Source organism: Kaistia adipata DSM 17808 (assembly GCF_000423225.1).
GTDB lineage: Bacteria > Pseudomonadota > Alphaproteobacteria > Rhizobiales > Kaistiaceae > Kaistia > Kaistia adipata.
The window spans coordinates 548,354-566,584 of sequence record NZ_AUHO01000006.1 but is presented as its reverse complement, the minus strand read 5'-3'; the positions used below and the strand labels follow the sequence as shown (position 1 = coordinate 566,584).

Sequence of the window (18,231 nt, the reverse complement as noted above, 5' to 3'; positions counted from 1 at the left end):
GTAGTCGTCTAAATTCGGTAATGCTTCAACCTATAGACGTCTTAGAATCAAGCATTAGTTAGGATTGCCAGAAAATTCGATTAAATGTATCTTCTGGACACCCTTGAAGATGAACGATAAAGTTCAGAAATGACAATTTCAAGGCAATCCAATATTATGCCGAAAATTGAAATAACGTCGTCGCATGTTGCAGGTGCGAAGACGCGGGGAGACGTCGATGTTCCCCAGGCTGTCATCATCGAGGCTCGTCGCTCCTTCCTCGGTGGTCTCGGCTATGCCGCCATGTTGAGTGCGTTCATCAATGTCCTGCAGCTCACGACTCCCCTCTATATGCTTCAGGTGCACGATCGGGTGCTGAACAGCCGCAGCATGGATACGCTTGCCATGCTGTCTATATTGGCAGCAGGCGCGCTCGCGCTCTACGGCATTCTTGAGTTTATCCGCTCCCAGATTTTCCAGGTGATGGGCGGCCGGCTTGTGCGCAAGCTGAACGGCCCGGTCCTGACCGCCTCGATCCGCGCCTCGGCGCGCGAGGGAACCAGCCGCGCGGCGCAGGCCCTGCGCGATCTCGCCGAACTCAGGTCGTTTCTCACCAGTCATGCCGTCAGCGCTCCGCTCGAGGCGGTGTGGAGCCCGATCTTCCTGGCCGTGCTGTTCCTGCTGCATCCCGGTTTCGGCATCGTCGGAATCGTCTCCATCCTCATCCTGATCATATCAAGCATCGCGCTGGACATCTCGACCCGAGGCCTTCTGTCCGAAGCCAACAAGGCCAATATCGAAGCGATCGGCGGGGTGGCCGGCCATGTCCGCCATGCCGAGGTGATCGAGAGCATGGGCATGCTGCCCGCGCTCGCGGCGCGCTGGCGCCTCGCCCAGTTCAGCGCGCTGGAAATGCTCGAGGCCGGCAATCGCCGCGGCAAGATCATCGCGACCGTCACGCGCACCATCCGGTACGGCATGCAGCTCTTCGTGCTGGCGCTCGGCTGCATCCTGGCGATCCGCCAGGAAATCTCCAGCGGCGCGATGATCGCCTCGACCATCGTCATGGGCCGGCTGCTGATGCCCTTCGACAGCGTCGTGGAAAACGGCCGCCAGTGGGTGGCGGCATCAGGCGCCTGGAAGCGGGTGCGCGAGCTGATCGAATCCGAGGGATCGGACCGGCAGACCATGCCGACCGCCGTCTGCGAGGGCGATCTCGTCGTCGACCGGCTGATCTATGCGGCGGCCGGGCAGGACGTTCCGATCATCAAGGGCGTCTCGTTCAGCCTGTCGCCAGGCGAGGTGCTCGGCGTGATCGGTCCCTCCGCGGCCGGCAAGTCGACCCTCGCTCGGCTCCTCGTCGGCATCATCAAGCCGACGGCCGGCGGCGTCTATCTGGATGGCAACAGCGTCTATCTCTGGGAGCGCGGCTCCTTCGGCCAGTTCGTCGGCTACCTGCCGCAATCGGTTTCGCTGCTCGACGGCACCATCCGCGACAACATCGCCCGCATGGACGATGGCGACCCGCGCGCCGTCATCGAGGCGGCGCGCATGGCGGATGTGCACGAGATGATCGGCCGGCTGCCGCTCGGCTACGACACGCCGGTCGGCGACGCGCGGCTGACACTCTCCGGTGGCCAGCGACAGCGTGTCGCACTCGCGCGCTGCCTCTACGGCCACCCGCGCCTGATCGTGCTCGACGAGCCCAATGCCAATCTCGATGCAACCGGAGAGGCGGCGCTGATCCGCGCCATCCGGGCCGCCAAGGCCGACGGCGCGATCGTCGTGATCATCGCGCATCGGCCGGCGATCATGGAGGTCGCCGACAAGCTGCTCGTGCTCGAAAACGGCCGGGTGTCCCAGTTCGGTCCGCGGACCGACATCGTCTCGCCGATGCATGGCGACCGGTCGCCAGCCAAGCCCACGCCGGCGATCGCCAAGGCCGGAGACCGCCGATGAACGATCTGACCAGGCAGTCCCGGGCCGACATCGACAAGGTCCGGCGCGAAGCCGTGCCGGCGGTCGTCTACGCGACGGCCATCCGAGGCAGCCGCAACGACGTCATCGACCGCGAGCCGAGCCTCAAGGTGCCGGTGATCGCGGGGCTGGTGGCCATCGTCGTCGGCTTCGGCGGTTTCATGAGCTGGGCGTTCTCCGCCAATCTCGACAGCGCGGCGGTCGCCAGCGGCTCGGTCGTCGCCGATACCAAGCGCAAGACCGTCAGCCATTTCGAGGGCGGCATCCTGAAGCGCCTGCTCGTCCGGGAAGGCGACGTCGTCCAACCGGGCCAGCCGCTGATCCTGCTCGACGACACGCGCGCCCGCTCCGAGCTGCAGCAATTGACCGCCCGGCGCTTCGCCTTGACGGCGAAGCTGGCGCGGCTCCGCAGCGAGCAGGCAGAAGCGGCCGCGATCACTTTTCCAGCCGAGCTGCTCGAGGCGACAGAGCAGGCGGCCCGCGACGCTATCGCGGCGGAAACGAAATTCTTCACCAGCCGGCTGGCCGCCAAGGGCGGGCGCCTCGACGTGCAGCGCAAGTCCATCGAGCAGCACGAGGCGGAGGCGCAGGCGCTTTCCGCGCAGGCCGAGGCGACGCAGCGCCAGATCGCGCTGCTGCAGGAGCAGCGCGGCGCCATCGCCGGCCTGGTCGAGAAGGGGTTCGCGCGGCGCTCGCAGCTGCTGGAGATCGACTCGAAGCTCAGCGAGCTGCAGGGCGATTCCGGCGAGTTCACCGCCAACCGCGCCAAGGCCGAGCAGGCCAAGGCGGGCGCGAAGCTGGAACTGCTGGCGCTGACCCAGGACTGGCAGCAGCAGGTGGCCGGCGACATCGCCATCGCGCAGAGCGAACTCGCCGATGTCGACGAGCGCATCGTCGCGGCGCGCGACGTGCTGCAGCGGCTCGAGGTTCGCTCGCCGCAGGCGGGCGTCATCGTCAATGCTCAGGTCCGCACGGTCGGCGGCGCCATCTCGGCCGGCGCGCCGCTGATGGACATCGTTCCCGAGGACGAGCCCCTGGTGATCGAGGCGCATGTCAGTCCGACCGACATCGACAGCATCCGGGTCGGCTCGCCGGTGCGGGTCCGCCTTACCGCCTACAACCAGCGCCGCCACGCGCCGCTCGAGGGCAGGCTGACCTATGTCGCCGCCGACCACGTCGTCGACGAGCGCACCAACCAGACCTATTTCGTCGTCCGCGCCGAGGTGCTGCCGGAGTCGCTCGCGGCGGCGCCGGGCATCAAGCTCTATCCCGGCATGCCGGCCGACGTGTTGATCATCAACAAGCCGCGGCTGGCGATCGACTACCTGCTGTCGCCGATCACCGACAGCCTCAACGCCGCCTTCCACGAAGAATAATCGCGCTACGGATCGCCTGTTCGGGGCCTCCGGTCGCATGGCGCGGCCGGAGGCTTCCGGCGTTGTCGCGTGGTCGGCTCATGCTGCATTGCAGCAATTTCATATCGAAACTATTTCATATTTCGCGGCAATTTAGTTTCATCGATGTGCGTATTGATATGTAATTCATCGAATTAATCCAATAATTGTGACAGTTTTCGGAAGTTATAATTGATCGAGGCGTAGATAAATTCGTTGAAGTAATCGACCGGTCGACTATAGTGCAGTGCGTCATGCCTTGCCGGGTGCCCCTTGGGGTGGGGCAGGGCGTAGCGGCCGCCGGGATCTTCGATCTGGGTGGCGAGAAGCGACTGTCATAGGAGACTTCAATGGCCACACTAGAAGGCGGGGCGTACGACGACGTCCTCTTCGGCTCGCGATTCAGCGACATCATTTTCGCCCATGGTGGCGCCGACACGGTGTTCGGCGGCAACGGCGACGATTCGATCTTCGGTGGCGCGGGCAACGACACCCTCTTCGGCGAGAACGGCAACGATCAGCTGTTCGGCGGAATTGGCGACGACGCGCTGTTCGGCGGCAACGGGACCGACTTCCTGTTCGGCGGCGACGGCAACGACCAGCTCTTCGGCGAGAACGGCGATGACGTCCTCGACGGCGGCAACGGCAACGACATCCTCGATGGCGGCAACGGCAACGACATCCTGCTCGGCGGCCTCGGCGATGACGTTCTCTTTGGCGGCCATGGCAGCGACATCCTGAATGGCGGCGCCGGCAACGACATCCTCGACGGCGGCAAGGGCAACGACATCCTGACTGGCGGCGCCGGCAATGATGTCTTCGTCTTCTCCGGCGGCGGCGGCAACGACGTCGTGCTCGACTTCCAGGCGGGCGAGGATCTGCTGCAGATCGCCAAGAACATCAACGGCTCCGACATCACGTCGGCCGATGATCTTGCCGCGCGCGCGACGCAGGTCGGCACCAGCACTGTGATTGATCTTGGCCATGGTGACTCGATCACCTTGGTGAACGTCAACGCCGAAGACGTCCACAACAATCCCAACAGCTATTTCGTGATCGGCTGATCCCCCGTCAGCTGATGACCTGCGGCGCCCGGCCCCTCCCATCGGGCGCCGCAGATGTTCTCCGAGTAAGCGACATCGAGGTGCCGGCATGCTGGAAATCGTCCCGCTCTCGCCCGCCGACGGGCGCGCCGAGGCGATACGAAGCCTGAAGCTGGCTGCGGATGTGTCGGTGGTCGCCTGGGATGTTCCAGGCAGTCTGTCGGTGCCGCCGCGTTGCGAACGGCTGGACGGCGAAGGGCTGGCGCCGCTGGCGAGCCTGCGGCTTGGCCTCGTGGAAGGCGGCACGCGCGTTCTCTGGGCGATGCGCCCCCGCAAGCCGGTCCGGCTGTCGGTATCGGCCGGCACGCTCGGGCCCTCCGACGTCGTCGAGGTCGATCCCGGCGATCCCTTCATCGCTTCCGAGATCGCGTCCCTGGTCGAGGATCTCGACGGCCGCGGCCGCGTCTCCCTGCTGACGGCGCTGCTCACTTCCTGGTGCGGCGCCTTCCGCCTGGCGCGCTCCTCCGCCTATGCCGAGGCGATCCGGGCCCTGGCGCGGGAACTGCAGCCGGGCGACGCCCAGGCCGCCATCGCCTGCCAGCCGACGCGCGAAACCACGCTGATCGAGTTCGTGACGAGCGCGGATCTTGGCGACGTCGCCTCCGCCCATCTGGTCACGGCGCAGGGCGTTCGCCGCCTGACCCTCGAAATTCACCGCCGCAAGGCCGATCGCCAGGGGCGGCGCGGGTTGATCCTGCTGGCCGATGGCGACCTCGCGGCGCTGGGCGCCGGCACGCTCGTCCTGATCGGCGAGCATGGCACCGCGATCCGCGCGCTGACGCCCGCCAGGAAGCCGCAGCCGGGCTTCCTGCGCTGGTGGGGCGCCCGCCGCAATGACGGTGCGCTGACCGAGTTCCTCGTGCGCGCCCTGTCGGCCAAGTCGGAAGAGGCGCGCCTCGCCGTGATCGACATGCAGGCGCGCGCCGCCGTCCCGGCCCGCGTGGCCGAACTGGCCCCGTTCCAGCCCGGCGCCGAGGTCGACCTCGCCCTGTCGCTCGACGGAGGCTTGCTGGCCGGCGGCTGGTTTCGCGATCCGCAGCGCCTCGTCGCCGGCATCGATCATGTTGGCGGCGACGGCGCCCGCGCCCTCGATGCCGTCTGGCATCGCTTTCCCGGCCGCGTCGCGACGGCGGAAGGCCATGCGCCCGACGACGCCACGGGCTTCATCGCCTATCTGCCGCAGGATCGGCCGACGGGGCCGCTTCTTCAGCCGCGTTTTCGCCTGCGCCTGAAGACCGGCGGCGAGATTCCGCTCGTCCCGAAGCCCCAGCCGGTCGACGCGGCGACGATGCGGGCGGGCGCGCTGCGCTCCGTGCCGATGCACCATGCAAGCGGCGAATTGCTCGCCACCACGCTCGGGCCAGCGTTGGCCGAGATCCAGAGACGCCTCGTCGATCAGGTTTCCGTGGCGCGGACGGAACAGTTTGGGACGCCTCCGACCGAGCCGCTGTTCTCGATCATCGTGCCGCTCTACCGGGTGCTCGATTTCCTCCGCTTCCAGGTGGCGGCCTTCGCCACCGATCCCGGCCTGCGCGACGTGACCGAGATCATCTTCGTCCTGGATTCACCCGAGCAGGCCGACGACGTCAGCCATATGCTGGGCGGGCTCTACCGCCTCTATCGCATGCCGATGATGCTCGCCGTGATGAGCTCCAATGGCGGCTACGCGCGGGCCAACAATGCCGGCGTGACGCTGGCGCGCGGCCTGGTGGTCAATCTCCTGAATTCGGACGTGATCCCGACCTCGACGGACTGGCTGTCGCGCCTCGCCGACCGGCTGGGCGGCGGCGAGCGGATCGGCGCGATCGGGCCGAAGCTCCTGTTCGAGGACGGTTCGCTGCAGCATGCGGGGCTCTATTTCCAGCGCGACGCGCGCGGGACCTGGCTCAACCATCATTTCCACAAGGGCATGCCGGGCGGCCATCGGCCGGCCAATGCCGCGCGGCTGGTGCCGGCGGTGACGGGCGCCTGCCTGGTGATGATGCGCGACACGTTCCGCGACGTCGGCGGCTTCTCGGAGGATTATGTGATCGGCGATTACGAGGATAGCGACATCTGCCTGAAGATCCGGTCGGTCGGGCAGGAGATCGCCTATGAACCGTCCGTTGCGCTCTATCATCTCGAGCGCCGCTCGATGCGTCGCAATGGCGACTACATGCGTGGAATCGCGTCGCGCTACAATTCCTGGCTGCACACCCGGCGCTGGGATGCCGACATCGCCGCGCTGATGGGCGAGGAGGCGCCGCCGGTCCGCGATCCCGAGCCTCCCGTCGAGGAGGCCGCCGGCCGCCGGAGGAACGCGGCATGACGGCGGCTGTGGCGCTGAAGGCCGTGGCGGAGACGCCGGCGCGACCGGATTTCGACGAGGCGCGGCTCGCCTGGCTACAGCAGAGCGTGCAGGCCAATCGCTTCCTGCCCGAGCCGACGATCGACAGCATCTTTGTCGGTGACGGCGACTATCGCGCGATCGGGGCCGAGTTTCTCGGCCATCTGGTGCGGCTGGGCGGCATCCTGCCGGATGACCGCGTGCTCGACATCGGCAGCGGCATCGGCCGCATCGCGGTGCCGCTGACGCAGTATCTGACGCCGGCCGGCGCCTATTGGGGTGTCGATCCCGTGGCGCAGGGTGTGGCGTGGTGTCGGGAGCACATCACCCCGGCCTACGACAATTTCCGCTTTGACGCGATCGACGTCGCCCATCACATCTACAATCCGAAGGGCACGATCAAGGGCGAGGCGTTGCGGCTGGCGTTCGAGCCGGAGAGCTTCGACTTCATCTTCATGGTCTCGGTGGCGACGCATCTGCCGCCGCGCGAGATCGCCGCCTATGTGCGCGAGGCGCGCCGTTTGCTGGCGCCGGGCGGCAGGCTGTTCATCACCGCCTTCGTGCTCGACGAGGCGGCGCAGCGCGCGCTGCCGCAGCGCGATCCGCGCCTGCAGTTCAAGCGCGAGGGCGAGGGGCCGGCCTGGCTCGTCGACCGCACCGCGCCGCTCGGCGCGGTCGGTTACGACGACGGCTTCTTCGAGCGCCTGATCCAGGGCTTCGGCCTGTCGCTCTCCCTGAAAAGCCTTGGCCACTGGCGCGGCCAGCCGGCGGCGCACTACCAGGACATCCTGGTCGCCGAGAAGGCGGGGTGAGCATGGCCGAACGCATCCTCGTCGTCGCGCACAACCATCCCGACCTCCACCCCGGTGGTACCGAGATCTTCGCGCACGACCTGTTCCGTGCCTATCAGCGGCGTGGCGCAGAGGCGCTGTTCCTCGGCGCCACCAACCGTCTGCACCGCGACGAGAAACCCGGCACCAGCTTCCAGGGCATCGGCAACGGCCACGACGAGATCCTGCTCTGGGCCGGCCATTTCGACCGCTTCTTCATGAGCCAGGTCGATCTCTACGGCGTCATCCCGGACCTCGAGGAACTGCTGACCGAGTTCCGGCCGGATGTCGTGCACATCCACCACCTGCTTTTGATCGGCGCGGAATTCCCGGCTCTGGTGCGGCGCGTGCTGCCCAAGGCGCGCATCGTGATGACGCTGCACGACTACTATCTCATTTGCGCCCATGACGGCCTGATGATGCGCACCAGCGGCCGCGAGCGCTGTCATGGCGCCTCGCCGGATCGCTGCCACGGCTGCTTTCCCGAGGTCGGCGCCGACCAGTTCCTGCTGCGCGAGCGCTATCTGAAGACGCTGCTCTCGACCGTCGACCGCTTCGTATCGCCGAGCCAGTTCCTGAGGGATCGCTTCATCGCCTGGGGCCTCGACGCGGACCGGATCGACGTCATCGCCAATGGCCAGCCCGCGCCGGGCGCGATCCCTTCGCGGCCGCGCGGAGCCGACGGACCGCGCAACGTCTTCGGCTATTTCGGCAATCTGAACCCGTGGAAGGGCGGCACCGTTCTGCTCGACGCGGCGGAGCGCCTGATCGAATCCTGCGTCGATTTCGAGCTGCGGGTGCATGGCGGGACGCCGTTCCAGGCCGATGCCTTCAAGACCGAGCTCGACGAACGTTTCCAGCGCACCAATTCGCATGTGGTTCGGCGCGGCGCCTATCGGCGCGAGGACGTGCCGCGCCTGATGGCGGCGGTCGACTGGGTCGTCGTACCGTCGATCTGGTGGGAGAACGCGCCGCTGGTCATCCAGGAAGCGCAGCAGCAGGGTCGGCCTGTCATCGTCTCGGGCATCGGCGGCATGGCCGAAATGGTCGAGCACGGCGTCAACGGCCTGACGGTCGCGCCCGACGATCCGATCGATCTCGCCCGCGCCATGCGCCAGGCCGCCGGCGATCCCGAACTCTGGCAGCGCCTGGCCGAGGCGGCGCGACCTCCGCCGACGATCGACGACGTTGCCGGAGACTATCTGGCGCTCTTCGAAGCGCTCGCGCGTCAACCCGTCCAAGCCTGAGGGAGGTTGCCATGTCAGCCGCCGAAGCCATTCCCCTGCCGCAGAAGCCCGACGCCGGAGACGCGCCGCTCGGCGTGACCGGCCGTGTCGACGCGATCGACGATGGCCGCCTCTATGGCTGGGCCTTCGACCGCAGCCACCCGAACGCCCGCATGCAGGTCATCGTTTCGCTTGGGGCACAGAAGATCGCCGAGGTGACGGCCGACAAGCTGCGCTCGGATCTCCGCCGCAACGGCGTCGGGGACGGCCAGCACGCCTTCGACATCCCGCTGCCGGAGAGCGTGGCGGCGCGCCAGCGCGACCTGTCGATCGTCGCTGTCTCGCCGACCGGCGAGGAGCGCATCCTCTACGCGCCGACGCTGGACGAACAGGCCGCCGAGGCGCTGATCGCGGCGCCGCTGACCCGCGTGCTGGAAAAGCTCGAGATCCTGATGGCGGCGCAGCGCCAGCTGCAACTGAACCAGCGCGGCGTGCAGCGCGCCGCGACTGACGGCGATGGCGCACCGCGCGGGGCCGATGCCTCGCCGGCCCAGATCGACCAGATCGAGACGACCCAGTCCGAGATCGTCAATCGCCTGTCGGAACTCGAAATCTTCCTGATGCGCTTCGACGGCATCGTGGCGGGCCTGGAGGGCCGCATCGACGCGCTCTCCAAGCGCGGGCGCGGCGAGCTGAAGCCGCTGATGCTGGTGATGGCGACCCTGGTCGGCATCGTCGTCGGCGCGGGCGCGACGCTCGCCGCCTTTCTGAACTGACCGGAGCGAGACGGTATGTTCCAGGACGGTGAGACGGGGCACGAGACGAAGGCGGGGCGCACGCCCAGGCCACCGTCGCGGTCGGATGGCGGCGCTGCTGTGTCCGTCACCGAGGGCCTGATCGCCTGTCCGATCAACGAAAGCTTCGTCCTGGTGCTGGGCGCCGGTGCGCCGATGAGCGGCACCCAGGCGATAATGCTGAACGGCGATCCGGCGTTGCCCGGCAAGGCGCCTGTGGTCAGCTGGCCGCTTGGCGATGCCAAGGGCCGGGGCTCGCACGGTTTCGTCGCTCTGGTTTTTGCCGGCCCGCTCAAGGGCGAGCGGCTCAGCGCCCTGGCGTTCCGGGCGCAGGGCAGGGGCGCATCCTATCGCGTCGCGCCGGAGTTCATGCGTCCCGCCGCCTTAGCTACGACCTTGGCGAGCCTGGCCGGCGCGCACCTGCCGGCGGTGATCGATGCCATCGTGGCGATGCTGAGCCAGGGCCCGATGAGCCGTCGCAAGCTTGCTGCGATGACGACCTTCGTCGAGGCGAGCGCCAAGCCGGACGGCTTCATCGAGATCATCGGCGCGTTCGAGGACGGCGACGTCTATGTCCAGGGCTGGTCCTCCGACGTTCGCGCCGGGGTCAGCCGCGTCCTGATCTCAGGTGCGACCGCGCAGATCGCCGAATGCACGGGCGCCGCCTTCGACCGGCAGGATCTGAACAGCAAGGGCAAGGGCTTCGCCGCGCTGCTGGTGGCCCCGGAGCCGATCGACCCCTTCGGCATGCAGCGGGTCTATTTTCGTGGCCGCGACGGCTGGCGCTATTCCGATGTCTACGAGCAGCGCCTGCTGGCGCCGCCGCGCGATACGCCGGGCTTCGCTCGCGCCATCCTGCCCAAGATCCGCGGTTCGGCCGAGGTGGTGGGCCGGCTGCGCGACGCTGCCTACCGCTATGAGGGTCTCGACACGGTCTCCGGGCTGGCTCTGCCGGTCCGCATGGCGATCGACCATGCGCTTCGCGTCGAGCAGGGCGGGCTCCTCCTCTCCGGCTGGTTCCTCGACCCCGACCGGCGCGTCGAGGGCATCAAGCTCAAGCGTCGCCAGGTGGCGATCGAGTTGTCGGAAGTCTGGAGCCGGGTCGACCGGCCGGATGTGTCGGCGGCGTTCGACGGCAAGCCGCCCTTCCAGGCTCGCTTCGACCACGCCCATCATGGTCACGGCTTCACCGTCTTCATCCCGGATTTCGACGCGGACGGCAGCGCGCCGATCTATGTCGAGCTGTCCATTCCGCATGCGCCGCCGGCCTATCTGCCGATCGTGCCGAAGCGCGTCACCTATCGCGAGGCGGTGTCGCGCCAGCTGCGCTCGATCAGCGCCCGCGCTGCCGCGGCGTCCGAGATCGTCGAGCGGCACCTGATCCCGATGGTGGCGGCCGCGGCCACCCGGCCAGCCGGCGTCGAGAAGCTCGAGCATGTCGGCGGCGCCTCCGTCGCTTCGGGTGACACGACGCTGGTGATCGGGGTCGACGAGCACGCCGCCGATGTCGGGCAACTCCTGGCGCTTCTCGCGCTCGACCCGGAAGTTCGTGCCGCGCCGGTGATTCTGGCGGGGCCGGAGGTGGCGATCGCCGGCCTGCGCGGCGAGGCGCGGCGGCTCGCGGATTTCTATGGCCTGTCGCTCCATCTCGTCGCCGTCGGCGGCTGCAACGACGTCTTCGACGCCTTGACCGTCGGAGCGGGCGCCGCGCGCACGGATCGCGTCGTGCTGCTGTCGGGCGCGCTGGTGCCGGCCGGCAAGGGCTGGTTCGGCCAGCTCTGCGCCGCGCATCGCGAGACGGACTCCTCCGTCATCATCTCGCCAGCGCTGCTCTACGAGGACGACTCGATCCGCTGGGCCGGCTACCGGCTGGGCGGCGAGGGCGGCGGCCTTTCCGAGAATTATGTCGGCTATCCGGTCGCGACGCTCGACGACGTCGCGCCGGCCGTGACGCCGATGGCCAATCTGGAGTGCTGCGTGCTGGCGAAATCAGCGATCGTGCCCCTGACGCAGGGCGGGCAGGGTTATCTCGGCAATCGCGCCAAGGGCATGGACCTGGCGCTCCGCCTCTCCAAGGTCGGCACTCGCGCCTACTGGCTGCCGGCCGTCCGCATGCTCGGCGCCGAAGGGCAGGCCGACCGCGACGCCTGGGACGTGCATGCCCGCACCATCGACCGGGCCGTCTTCGAGACACGCTGGTCCGAGACGATCGCGACCATGGTCCGGGCGGTGGCGGCATGAGCGAGGAATTGCGCGTCCTCGTCGTCAGCCACGGTCATCCGAGCCTCTCGCTCGGCGGGGCCGAGATCGCCTCGCACAATCTGCACAAGGGGCTGAACGCGCTGGCCGGCACTCGCTCGGTCTATCTGGCGCGGGTGGGCTCGCCGACGCCCCGCCACGCCGGCACTGCGCTGATGAGCCTGCGCCAGAGCGCGTCCGACATCCTGTTCCACAGCGACGACTACGATCACTTCTTCCTGTCGAACCGGAACACCGACGACATCCAGCGCGATCTCGTGCGCTTCGTTCGCGATCTCCGGCCGCATGTGGTGCATTTCCATCATGTGCTGGGGCTCGGGCTGGAGGCGCTCTATGCCGTGCGCGAGGCGCTACCGGACGCGGCGCTGGTGGTCACCTTCCACGAGTTCCTGTCGGTCTGCCACCATCACGGCCAGATGGTGAAGACGAAGGGATCGCAGCTCTGCCGCCGCGCCTCGCCGACGGATTGCCACGCCTGCTTCCCCGACATCGCTCCGTCGCGCTTCCTGAAGCGCGAGCGCTTCGTGCGCGCGATGCTGGAGCTGGCCGACGCCTACGTCTCGCCGAGCGCCTTCCTGGCGCAGCGCTATGCCGATTGGGGACTGTCGCCCGACCGCCTGTTCGTCATCGAGAACGGGCTGGCGGTGGACCAGCCGGCGCCGCCGCGCACGCTTCCGGGCAGCGAGCAGCGCCGCAGCCGCTTCGCCTATTTCGGCCAGATGACGCCCTTCAAGGGTGTCGATGTGCTGATCGACGCGGTGGCGCGCGTGCCGGAGAGGATCTGGGGCGAGGATTCCAGGCTGATGATCTTCGGCGCCAACCTCGAATTCCAGCCGCCCGAATTCCAGGCGCGGATGCGGCGGCTGATCGAGGACGCCGGCAGTCGCGTCCGCTTCTACGGTTCCTACCAGAACGCGGAGATGCCCGAGCTCATGCAGACGGTCGACTGGGTCGTCGTGCCCTCGATCTGGTGGGAGAACTCGCCGGTCGTGATCGAGGAGGCGCTGTTCCACGGGCGGCCGCTGCTCTGCAGCAATATCGGCGGCATGGCGGAGAAGGTGCGCAACGGCCAGGACGGGCTGCACTTCCGCGTCGGCAGTCCAGAGGATCTCGCCGACCGCTTCGTCGACGTGCTGTCGGACGGCTCCATGTGGGAGGGACTGCGCCAGACCATGCGCCGGCCCATCGGCCATGTCGACAGTGCCGAGCAACATCTCGCGCTTTACCGCGCCATTCTCGACGGCCACCAGCCGCGGGGCGAAAGCCCCGCCTCACGGCACGAACTCGCGTGACGACAAGCGCGCAAGCAGCCCGCAAAGGGGCGCATCCCTGGGGGGAGAAGGAGACCGGTATGGCACGTTTGCTGGTGATGATTCCGTCAGGCGAAATCTACGATCACGATTGCGTACGCTGGTACCAGTACCAGAACATCCAGCGCTCGATCGGCAACTACCACAATATCGGCGACGCGTTCGTCTTCGATTCCTCGTTGAAGTTGCTGAACTTCGAGAAGATCGGCGTCCTCGAGATCAACAATCCCGACTGGGATTCGCTCGATCGCCTGCGCGAGGAATACGACTACGTCATGCTGCGCGGCTCCAACTACGTGCATGGCGAGATGCAGTGGCACGACACGGCCGCGGTGCTCCGGAAGCTGGGCCTGCCGGTGCTCGCCTTCGGCATCGGCGCGCAGGCGCCGGTGCGCGGGAAGCTCGAACTCTCCGATCAGACCGTCGAGGTGCTGCGTACGATGGCCGATCTCAGCACGTCGATCGGCGTGCGCGGCGCCTTCTCGGCGCAGGTGCTTTCCGATCTCGGCATCGACAATGTGCGGATCATCGGTTGCCCGACCGCGTTCCGGAAACTCGATCCCGACCTCCGGATCACGCTGCCACCGCTCGCCGACGTCGAGAAGGTCGGGCTGACGATCCGGCGCGAGGTGTCGCCAACCTATGCGCAGGACATCCAGCGCTACCTGACCTTCCACCGCGATTTCGTGAAGACGCTCGCCAACCGCTTCGACACCACGCTGATGGCGCAGGGCGAGGTGGAGGAGAAGAAGATCGTCCTCGGCACCGACGCGCAGAAGGAGGAGGCGATCGCGGCGCTGCGCGCCAATGGCTGGGCCGCGCAGTGGTATTTCGACGACGCCATGGAAGCGCTCTACCGCGAGCGGCTGTTCTATTCCGACGTCGTCGCCGATTACGAGGCGCTGGTGCGGCGCATGGACCTCGTGCTCGGCTATCGCCTGCACGGCAACCTGATGGCGCTCGCGAATGGCGTGCCGTCGATCTACGTCACCTATGACAGCCGCACGGCGGAGTTCGCCGAGACCTACCGCATCCCCAGCTACGACCTGTTCGGCGATGCCGCCTTCGTGCTGGAGGACTACTGGGACCAGGGCCGCTTCGATGCCTTCAACGCGGCCTGGCGCGGCGTCTATGACGAAACCCGCGCCTTCCTTCTCGAGAACAACGTGGATACCCGGCTTGTCGCGCGCTCTGGCGAGACCAGGCGGGCCGACATGCTGCAAGTGGCCTGAACCAGTCGCTGGGGAGACGCGCGATAATGGTCGACGTGAATGGGACGCCTGGGAACGACACGCTCTATGGCACACCCGGGGCCGACAATCTCTATGGCGGGGCGGGGGATGACAGCATCCGCCCCTATCTCGGCGCGGACCTCGTCGAAGGGGGCGACGGCGTCGATCTGGTCAACTACATCGACAGCGCCCAGGCGATCGACATCGACCTGACGCGGGCGACCCAGCTCGGCGGCGATGCGGAGGGCGACACGCTGCTCTCGATCGAAAGCATCTGGGGCTCGCGCTTCGACGACTGGATCGCCGGCACGGCGGGCAATGAGATCATGAAGGGAGACGCCGGCGACGACGTCTTGATCGGCCGCGGCGGTCTCGACCGCATCAATGGCGGCGCCGGCGACGACCGGGTCGAGGTGTCGAGCGTCTCGATCCTCGAAGGCGGCACGGGCACCGACACGCTGGTCGTCGACGTCAGCGGTTTCCGCGCCGGCGAGACGGGGGGCACCGGCTTCTTTGTCTGGCATCAGCCGAACGGCGACCTGTCGCTGATCGATGACGGCGACTACCTGTCGCCGCATGGCAAGCTGGCGACGGGCTTCGAGCGGCTCGAATTCCATGGCTCGGAGCACAACGATATCGGCTTCGGCACCAGCGGCGACGACATCCTGTATGGCGGCGCCGGCAACGACGATCTCGGCGGCTTCGGCGGGGCGGACTGGATGGATGGCGGCGATGGCGACGATCATCTCTGGCAGGAGCTGACCAACAACACCTCACCGCCGGCCAATCCGGACGTGGTGATGCTGGGCGGCGCCGGCGACGATACGTTCTCGGCGCGGGGCGACTTCGGCTGGATCGACGGCGGCGACGGCTTCGACACCGTGTCAATCGATGCGGTGGATTCCGACGGCGACGTGACGATCGATATCCGCCCCTGGGGCGCGATCGGCAGCAAGATCGTCAATGTCGAGAGCTTCCAGGTCGCCGGCGCGTCGGGCAACGACCTGCTGCTCGGCGGCAATGGGGACGACACCTTCCGCGGCTATGGCGGCAACGACGTCATCCATGGCGGCAAGGGCAATGACTGGCTGATGGGGCTCGATGGCGACGACGTGCTCGATGGCGGCGCCGGCGCCGACCGCATCGACGGCGGGACGGGCCGCGACCGGGTCGACTATGCCGGCTCCATCGCCGGCGTCGACGTCAACCTGACCCGCGGCACGCAAGTCGGCGGCTTCGCCCAGGGAGATACGCTGACCTCGATCGAGGACATCTGGGGCTCCAGCCACAACGACGTCCTCATCGGCGATGCGCTCAGCAACGTCATTCATGGCGGCGCCGGCGACGACAGGATCAATGGCGGTGGCGGCTTCGACCGCATCAATGCCGGCGCCGGCAACGACACGATCTTCATGAGCAATTTCGACCCGGACTGGATCGATGGCGGCGACGGCATCGACACGCTGCAGATCCAGGCGACGTCGAGCGGCTCGTTCCGGATCGACATGGAGGCAGGAACGTCGTCCACCGGAGGCCTGTTCCAGAACATCGAGAAGCTGACGCTGTTCGGGCCGCTGATCGGGACGGGCGGCGTGTACCAGCCGGTCGATTTCGACGTCGTCGGCGCGAGCGGCGACGACTACATCCAGCTGTTGAACACCGGCGGCGTGGTGAACGCGCGCGGCGGCACGGGCAACGACACGATCTTCGGCGGCAAGGCCAATGACACGCTGCTCGGCGAAGACGGCGACGACCGCCTGCGCGGCTCGCGCGGCGACGACACGCTGACCGGCGGTGCCGGCGCCGACACCTTCATCTTCGACGGTCAGTACAATGAAGGCTTCGACCGCATCACCGACTTCAACGTCGACGAGGGCGACCATCTCTATTTCCAGCCGGTCTCGGGCCGCGCCTTCGCCAACTATGAGGGCTTCCTGGCGCATGCCGTCGACACGCCGGACGGCATCCGCGTCGATTTCGGCTTCGGCAGCGGCTTCCTGATCGAGAACGTGACGCTCGCCGAACTCGGCCCGGAGCATATGAGCTTCTACTGAGGATCGCCCCGGCGATCTCCCTGAAACCAGAAAGCAGGAACACGGAATGACCGTTCTCGTCACGGGTGGGGCAGGCTATATCGGCAGCCACATGGTGCTGGCGCTCTCCGATGCGCGGCGCGAGGTCGTCGTGCTCGACGATCTCTCGACCGGCTTTGTCGGACAGGTTCCGGCCGGTGTGCCGCTGGTCAAGGGCGATTGCGGCGACCAGGCGCTGGTGGCGCGGTTGATCCGCGAGTTCGGCATCACCTCGATCGTGCATTTCGCCGGTTCGATCGTGGTGCCGGATTCGGTCAGGGATCCGCTCGGCTACTACTTCGACAACACGGTGAAATCGCGCGCGCTGATCGCGGCGGCCGTGGCCGGTGGCGTGCGCAACTTCATCTTCTCCTCGACCGCCGCGGTCTATGGCGAGCCGGAGCAGAGCCCGATTGCCGAGACGGCGGCGATGCAGCCGATTTCGCCTTATGGCTCGTCCAAGCTAATGACCGAATGGATGCTGCGTGACACGGTGGCGGCGCATGACATCAACGCCGTCGTGCTGCGCTACTTCAACGTCGCCGGCGCCGATCCGGCCGGCCGCTCCGGCCAGTCCTTCCCGCGCGCGACGCATCTGATCAAGCTCGCCTGCCAAGCGGCGCTCGGCCAGCGTTCACATCTCGATGTCTTCGGGCAGGACTATCCGACGCCGGACGGCACCTGCGTGCGCGACTACATCCACGTCAGCGACCTGGCGCGGGCGCATGTCCTCGCGCTCGACCATCTGGAGCGGGGCGGCGAGAGCCTGACCATGAACTGCGGCTATGGCCGCGGTTTCTCGGTACTGGAGGTGATCGAGGCGGTGAAGCGCGTCTCGGGCGTCGACTTCGACGTGCGTGTCGCGCCGCGCCGCGCCGGCGATCCGCCGTCGCTGGTGGCGGCGACCGGACAGATCCGCGATCGTCTCGGCTTCCGGCCGGAGCGCGACGACCTCGATCTCATCGTCGCCGACGCGCTCGCCTGGGAACTGGCGCTGCGCGAGCGGGCGGAGGCAGCGAAGCCCGCGCTCGAAGCCGTCTGATCGCCGATCGGGGCGGTGGCAGGCGAAGGTTCGCCTGGTCACCGCCTGGAACCGGTAGGGGAACGTCGGGGGAGGCAATGCATTCTCCCAGCGTGGCAGCCCGGTTGGACGGCGGAGGTGATGCGCCTTACGTTGCGGGATGTCGTTCAGTTCCGAACCGAGAGGGCTCAGCGATGGCGATTGCCAAGAACACGATCTGCGTATGGTACGAAAAGGACGCCGAAGCGGCGGCCCGCTTCTATGCGGAGACCTTTCCTGACAGCGCCGTGAACGCGGTCCACCGCGCGCCGAGCGACTATCCGTCCGGCAAGCAGGGCGACGTGCTGACGGTCGATTTCGTCGTCGCCGGCATTCCCTGCATCGGTCTGAACGGCGGGCCCGTGTTCCAGCAGAGCGAAGCCTTCTCGTTCCAGATCGCCACTGACGACCAGGAAGAGACCGACCGCTACTGGAACGCCATTGTCGGCAATGGCGGGCAGGAGAGCATGTGCGGCTGGTGCAAGGATAAATGGGGCGTCTCCTGGCAGATCACCCCGCGCGCGCTGACGGACGCGATGGCGGCCGGCGGTGACGAGGCGAAACGCGCCTTCGATGCAATGATGACGATGCAGAAGATCGACGTTGCCGCGATCGAGAAGGCCCGGCGCGGCTGAACGACGATCCGTCATTGATTCTTCGCGTCGGCGC

At 67.3% G+C, this 18,231-nt stretch carries 13 protein-coding genes; all 13 read left to right on the top strand.

The features are described 5' to 3' along the window. Positions 1–156 precede the first annotated feature (156 nt). Entirely contained in the window at positions 157–1,938 is a 1,782-nt protein-coding gene (locus tag G539_RS23515) for a type I secretion system permease/ATPase (protein ID WP_084639756.1), read from the top strand. Beyond that, positions 1,935–3,332, top strand: a complete 1,398-nt coding sequence (locus G539_RS0102920; RefSeq protein ID WP_029073868.1) for an HlyD family type I secretion periplasmic adaptor subunit — start codon at positions 1,935–1,937, stop codon at positions 3,330–3,332. Before G539_RS23515 ends, G539_RS0102920 begins: the two co-directional genes overlap by 4 nt. 368 nt (positions 3,333–3,700) lie before the next feature. Beyond that, positions 3,701–4,414 carry a calcium-binding protein gene (locus G539_RS0102915; protein ID WP_029073867.1) on the top strand — a complete coding sequence of 238 codons (714 nt, stop codon included), beginning with the start codon at positions 3,701–3,703 and terminating at the stop codon, positions 4,412–4,414. Positions 4,415–4,502: 88 nt separating this feature from the next. After that, complete coding sequence (locus G539_RS23510) at positions 4,503–6,761, top strand: glycosyltransferase (protein ID WP_051231041.1); 2,259 nt, start codon at positions 4,503–4,505, stop codon at positions 6,759–6,761. Beyond that, entirely contained in the window at positions 6,758–7,591 is an 834-nt protein-coding gene (locus tag G539_RS0102905) for a class I SAM-dependent methyltransferase (RefSeq protein ID WP_029073866.1), read from the top strand. The genes G539_RS23510 and G539_RS0102905 overlap by 4 nt, the downstream gene beginning before the upstream one ends. Positions 7,592–7,593: 2 nt before the next feature. Next, a complete protein-coding gene (locus G539_RS0102900; protein ID WP_029073865.1) occupies positions 7,594–8,856 on the top strand; it encodes a glycosyltransferase family 4 protein in 1,263 nt (420 codons plus the stop codon). A gap of 11 nt (positions 8,857–8,867) precedes the next feature. Further along, a complete protein-coding gene (locus G539_RS0102895; protein WP_084639754.1) occupies positions 8,868–9,611 on the top strand; it encodes a hypothetical protein in 744 nt (247 codons plus the stop codon). Between the two features lie 15 nt (positions 9,612–9,626). Next, positions 9,627–11,870 (top strand): hypothetical protein, encoded by a 2,244-nt coding sequence (locus G539_RS0102890; RefSeq protein ID WP_035829900.1) that lies wholly within the window; start codon positions 9,627–9,629, stop codon positions 11,868–11,870. Next, positions 11,867–13,180 (top strand): glycosyltransferase family 4 protein, encoded by a 1,314-nt coding sequence (locus G539_RS0102885; protein ID WP_029073862.1) that lies wholly within the window; start codon positions 11,867–11,869, stop codon positions 13,178–13,180. Before G539_RS0102890 ends, G539_RS0102885 begins: the two co-directional genes overlap by 4 nt. A gap of 59 nt (positions 13,181–13,239) precedes the next feature. Next, entirely contained in the window at positions 13,240–14,430 is a 1,191-nt protein-coding gene (locus tag G539_RS0102880; protein WP_029073861.1) for a polysaccharide pyruvyl transferase family protein, read from the top strand. 26 nt (positions 14,431–14,456) lie between these two features. Next, positions 14,457–16,484 carry a calcium-binding protein gene (locus G539_RS0102875; protein ID WP_029073860.1) on the top strand — a complete coding sequence of 676 codons (2,028 nt, stop codon included), beginning with the start codon at positions 14,457–14,459 and terminating at the stop codon, positions 16,482–16,484. A gap of 46 nt (positions 16,485–16,530) precedes the next feature. Beyond that, positions 16,531–17,544, top strand: coding sequence for a UDP-glucose 4-epimerase GalE (gene galE, locus G539_RS0102870; RefSeq protein WP_029073859.1), 1,014 nt, complete (start codon positions 16,531–16,533; stop codon positions 17,542–17,544). A 179-nt stretch (positions 17,545–17,723) separates the two neighbouring features. Then, positions 17,724–18,197, top strand: coding sequence for a VOC family protein (locus G539_RS0102865; RefSeq protein WP_029073858.1), 474 nt, complete (start codon positions 17,724–17,726; stop codon positions 18,195–18,197). The last annotated feature ends 34 nt before the right edge of the window (positions 18,198–18,231 follow it).

Excerpts from the sequence above, each read along its gene's own strand:
- G539_RS0102885 (WP_029073862.1), top strand. The coding sequence starts at position 11,867 with ATGAGCGAGGAATTGCGCGTCCTCGTCGTCAGCCACGGTCATCCGAGC.
- G539_RS0102905 (WP_029073866.1), top strand. The coding sequence starts at position 6,758 with ATGACGGCGGCTGTGGCGCTGAAGGCCGTGGCGGAGACGCCGGCGCGA.
- G539_RS0102880 (WP_029073861.1), top strand. The coding sequence starts at position 13,240 with ATGGCACGTTTGCTGGTGATGATTCCGTCAGGCGAAATCTACGATCAC.
- G539_RS0102915 (WP_029073867.1), top strand. The coding sequence starts at position 3,701 with ATGGCCACACTAGAAGGCGGGGCGTACGACGACGTCCTCTTCGGCTCG.
- G539_RS23510 (WP_051231041.1), top strand. The coding sequence starts at position 4,503 with ATGCTGGAAATCGTCCCGCTCTCGCCCGCCGACGGGCGCGCCGAGGCG.
- G539_RS0102890 (WP_035829900.1), top strand. The coding sequence starts at position 9,627 with ATGTTCCAGGACGGTGAGACGGGGCACGAGACGAAGGCGGGGCGCACG.
- galE (WP_029073859.1), top strand. The coding sequence starts at position 16,531 with ATGACCGTTCTCGTCACGGGTGGGGCAGGCTATATCGGCAGCCACATG.
- G539_RS0102920 (WP_029073868.1), top strand. The coding sequence starts at position 1,935 with ATGAACGATCTGACCAGGCAGTCCCGGGCCGACATCGACAAGGTCCGG.
- G539_RS23515 (WP_084639756.1), top strand. The coding sequence starts at position 157 with ATGCCGAAAATTGAAATAACGTCGTCGCATGTTGCAGGTGCGAAGACG.
- G539_RS0102875 (WP_029073860.1), top strand. The coding sequence starts at position 14,457 with ATGGTCGACGTGAATGGGACGCCTGGGAACGACACGCTCTATGGCACA.
- G539_RS0102895 (WP_084639754.1), top strand. The coding sequence starts at position 8,868 with ATGTCAGCCGCCGAAGCCATTCCCCTGCCGCAGAAGCCCGACGCCGGA.
- G539_RS0102900 (WP_029073865.1), top strand. The coding sequence starts at position 7,594 with ATGGCCGAACGCATCCTCGTCGTCGCGCACAACCATCCCGACCTCCAC.